Origin of the sequence: Rhodococcus sp. DMU2021 (assembly GCF_019641445.1) — a bacterium.
GTDB lineage: Bacteria > Actinomycetota > Actinomycetes > Mycobacteriales > Mycobacteriaceae > Rhodococcus > Rhodococcus pyridinivorans.
The window spans coordinates 1-3637 of sequence record NZ_JAIFKB010000060.1 but is presented as its reverse complement, the minus strand read 5'-3'; the positions used below and the strand labels follow the sequence as shown (position 1 = coordinate 3637).

Annotated in this window: 5 protein-coding genes; 4 read left to right on the top strand and 1 reads right to left on the bottom strand. The window is 61.8% G+C overall.

Features of this window, described 5'->3' with window-relative positions:
• The coding region (locus K3M35_RS25455) for a LysR family transcriptional regulator (RefSeq protein WP_220667251.1) at positions 1-116 on the bottom strand (116 nt) is incomplete at its 3' end.
• A gap of 176 nt (positions 117-292) precedes the next feature.
• Here K3M35_RS25455 and K3M35_RS25450 point away from each other — a divergent pair.
• The 4 genes from K3M35_RS25450 to K3M35_RS25435 all read left to right on the top strand — a co-directional run.
• Positions 293-1558 (top strand): LLM class flavin-dependent oxidoreductase, encoded by a 1266-nt coding sequence (locus K3M35_RS25450; protein ID WP_220667250.1) that lies wholly within the window; start codon positions 293-295, stop codon positions 1556-1558.
• A complete protein-coding gene (locus K3M35_RS25445) occupies positions 1555-2355 on the top strand; it encodes an alpha/beta fold hydrolase (protein ID WP_220667249.1) in 801 nt (266 codons plus the stop codon). Before K3M35_RS25450 ends, K3M35_RS25445 begins: the two co-directional genes overlap by 4 nt.
• Positions 2356-2412: 57 nt before the next feature.
• A complete protein-coding gene (locus tag K3M35_RS25440) occupies positions 2413-2949 on the top strand; it encodes a flavin reductase family protein (protein ID WP_169833858.1) in 537 nt (178 codons plus the stop codon).
• Positions 2950-3271: 322 nt separating this feature from the next.
• Positions 3272-3637, top strand: a 366-nt coding sequence (locus K3M35_RS25435; RefSeq protein ID WP_308257124.1) for a dioxygenase, incomplete at its 3' end; no start/stop codon positions are given.

The window sequence follows — 3637 nt, the reverse complement described above, 5'->3', positions numbered from 1 at the left end:
AGTGCACGGATCTGCTGGGACAGCGGCGACTGAGCCATGGACAACCGTTCGGCGGCCCGAGTGAAGTTACCCTCCTCGACGACCGCGCTGAAGTACCTCATGTGGCGCATCTCCATACCTAATTCTGTATTCAGACACAGAAAATCTCAATGGCTCACAAAACAAGTGTTGGACATCTAGATGGCCTGTCCATAGCCTTCGACGTGAGAGGTGGATCACAGAGCGGACAAGCAAGGAAACGCTCTCGGTTCCGGGACAACTATCGGCCCGTCCCTCTGGCGAAGGAGAAAACGTGAAAGTCAACCTGTTCCTGCAGGCGCCGTACCGGTACCTTCCGGATGATTTCGAGAGCAAGTACGAGTCGGTGTGCAGCATTCCGTACTCGCTCGTCACCCGGGACGGGATGTACTCGTCGATTCGGGACTTCATGGACGAGCTGATGCACGGTGCGCGCAGTGGTTTCGATGGTGTGGCGGTCACCGAGCATGGTCAAAGCAGCTACGACATGATCCCGAATCCGGATCTGATCTCGAGTGCACTGGCCTACATGACCGAGGCTGAGGGGCTCGAGGTGGCGGTGTACCCGATGGGCCGGTCGTTGGGCAAGGCCCGCGAGCCGCTCCGCGCCGCGGAAGAGTACGCCATGATCGACGTGATGAGCGGCGGTCGCCTGGTGGCCGGGCTGACCGTGGGGTTGAGCTACGACGCCAACATCAACAACGGTGTCCCGCCCATCGAGGTCCGCCCCCGCTTCGACGAGAACCTCGAATTGGTGCTGCGTGCCTGGCGCGAGCAGGATCCGTTCGCTTGGAACGGTCGCTACTCGCAGTACCCGATGGTGAACATGTGGCCACGGCCGCTGCAGGAGAACGTCCCGGTGTGGATCACCGGGATCGGCAACCCCCGCACCATGCGGATGTGTTTCGATCGTGGCTTCGGGTTCAATTATCTGAGCTGGTTCGGTGCCAAACTGACCGGTAAGCGCATCTTCGACCGGATGTGGGAACAAGCCGACGAGGCGGGGGTGGCCCGAAATCCCTACCGTATCGGGTTCTTGCAGACCATTGCCGTCTCCGAAACGGACGAGCGTGCCGAGATCGAGTACGGCCCGCACGCCGAATACGCGTTCCGGAAAGGTTTGGGTTCGATTCCGATCGAGAAGCTCGGTCTGCCCGGAGCTATCGACATCAACGGCGTCAAAGCTCTGATCAAGGATCCCGGCGACTTCGGTCTGTACCACCGCATGCGCACCGCCGCCTTCCACGACCTGGTCGACGCGGGAGTAGTCGTAGTCGGCAGCCCCGACACCGTCGCCGAGCAACTACTCGACTTCTGCCGCGAATACGGCATCGGCAACCTCCACGCCATGCTGGGCTTCGGCTCCCTCCCTCGCCACCTGGTGATGAAGAACATCCAACTGTTCGCCGAAGAAGTGCTGCCCCGACTGCGCACCTTGTGGACCGATACCGATCATCAGCATCACTGGTGGCCGCGCCGGCTCGGCGGCACCCCCATCTCCTACACCACCGCGACGCAGGCAGGAGCGAACGCCCGATGAGCACCCCCTCCATCACCGAACAGACCGTCGACGTCTGGGGCGGCCGACTGACCATCACCGTCAAGATCGCCGGCGCCGGAACGCCGCTGCTGTATCTGCACCCAGCTGCAGGCCTGGCATGGGATCCATTCCTGTCCCACTTGGCCTCGCGATACACCGTCTACGCTCCGGAGTTCCCTGGAACCACCGACGGTAATCCATATGCCATCCATACCATCGACACCCTCAGCGACATGGTGCTCGCTTACGAGGAACTGATCCGCGCGCTCGGACTCGATCGCCCCGTGGTGGTCGGGCAGTCCTTCGGCGGCATGCTCGCGGCCGAACTCGCTGCCGCGTTCCCGGCGTTGCCGGAGAAACTGATTCTGCTCGATCCGATCGGACTGTGGAGCGAGGCTGCCCCGACTGCGAACTGGATCGCCACCCCGCCCGAGCAGCTCCCGGCCTTGCTGTTCCACGACCCCACCAGCCCGGCAGCCCAGGCGATGCTTGCACCATCTGATGACATCGAACAACAGCAGGCTGCCGCGGCCGCCATGGTGTGGGCCTTCGGGTGCACCGGCAAGTTTGCCTGGCCCATCCCCGACCGGGGTCTGCGTCACCGACTGCACCGCGTCGTCGCACCAACTTTGATCGTGTGGGGCCGTGAGGACCGACTCGTCTCCGCGATCTACGCCGAACAGTTCCACAAACTCATCGCCGACAGCACCGTGACCATCATCGAGGACTGTGGGCACATTCCTCAGGTGGAAAAGCTCGACGAAACCCTCGAGGCCGTCGACAAGTTCCTCCTCTGACCCGAGCAGATGCCGATGTCATCCCTGCCGGGTCCCCGAGAGACCAGGAGACCAACTATGACCACCGCAGTGCAACATTCAATGCGCGCTCTTCCACAGGACAAGGACCAAGACGTGGATGCGGCAACGATTCGCCGGGCCATGGGCCGTGTACCGACCTCGGTCGCAGTGGTGACTGCTCTCTGTGACGGGGAACCGGTCGGGATGACCATCGGCTCTTTGACCTCGGTTTCCCTCGACCCGCCTCTGGTGGCATTCTTCGCCTTTTCCGGCTCATCGACATTCGCCCAACTGCGCCGCAGCGAATGCTTCTGCATCAACGTCCTTGCCGAGGACCAAGCCGAGATCTGCCACGGATTTGCCCGGATCGACGGAGCGAAATTCGAAGTCGGCGAATGGGAATACCACCACGGCATCCCCACCATCAAGGACGCAGTGACCACGATCCTGTGCGAACAGGACCATGTTTTCGAAGCCGGCGACCATCTCGGCATGATCGGCCGCGTCACCCACGTCGACTTCAGCGACAACCGGCCCCTGGTGTACTACCGCGGACAAACTTCCCAATTGCACGGGAGCGGCACACCGGACTGAACAACCCGTCCGTTCGGCATCCGCTGCCCGCCGTCATTGAAGACGATTTTTGGTATGACGCCCATACCCTTTAGCTAGCGAAAGCGATGCATGGTCCTGCACGGCGCAGCGCAACGGTTCGGGCCAAGCCCAGCTATGCATCGGTGTCGAGTGTTCCTGGACTCACTAATGCTGATGTACTGCAGCAGGTTTGGACGATACCTCTTCACCCCGGGCAAGAGACGGGTAGTTCACTCTCCGTTCGAACGCAGGATAGTGGCACTACGCCTCCATGTCTCGGATGGATTCATTTCGTACAGTTCAGTCCTTCACGAGGAGAGCCATGACCACCATGGAGAACCCCACCGCCCACGGGTCCGGCAACGCTGCGACCGACAAGTTCAAGTCCGAGCGGGTCACGTCCGACACCTCGGTCGAGCGCGCGTCGGCGATCTACAAGGACCTGCTGGACGCTCTCGCCGGCATCGTCGACAAGCACCAGGTGACCTACGACGAGTACCGGGTGCTCAAGCAGTGGCTCATCGACGTGGGTGAGTACGGCGAGTGGCCGCTGTGGCTGGACGTCTTCGTCGAGCACGAGATCGAGAAGGTGCACTACAACCGCAAGGGCTTCACCGGCACCAAGGGCTCCATCGAAGGCCCCTACTACGTCCCGGACAGCCCGAAGCTCCCGGCCAAGTGCACGATG